This is a genomic window from Psychrobacter sp. CAL346-MNA-CIBAN-0220, assembly GCF_040309805.1.
GTDB lineage: Bacteria > Pseudomonadota > Gammaproteobacteria > Pseudomonadales > Moraxellaceae > Psychrobacter.
This window is the reverse complement of sequence record NZ_JBEOPF010000147.1, coordinates 1-280: the sequence shown is the minus strand read 5'-3', so window position 1 is coordinate 280 and position 280 is coordinate 1. Positions and strand designations below refer to the sequence as shown.

1 protein-coding gene is annotated in these 280 nt (G+C 44.3%); it reads right to left on the bottom strand.

Translation table 11 applies throughout. The features are described from left to right. On the bottom strand, positions 1-280 hold a 280-nt coding region (locus tag AAEY88_RS13075), incomplete at both ends, for a helix-turn-helix domain-containing protein (RefSeq protein WP_350563074.1).

Genomic DNA, 280 nt, shown 5'->3' with positions numbered 1-280 from the left:
CCTTCCAGTAGTTTAATGTTTTGCAGCTTAATGCCTAATTCGTCATGCGCAGCCAGTTCAGAAAAATTGTTTTCCATGCCCAGCACAGCCATAATTTTCAAATAGGTTCCTATAGCCACGCCCGGATCACCATCAAACACTTTGTTCACGGTTTTATGGTCAAACCCGGTTCGCTCGCAGAGCGTTTTTTTTGTCAATCCACGTCGCTTCATCGCTAGCAGCAAATCCTCACCAAAAAGAGTGAGAATTTTGCGCTGCTTTGGAAACAGCACACTATGTA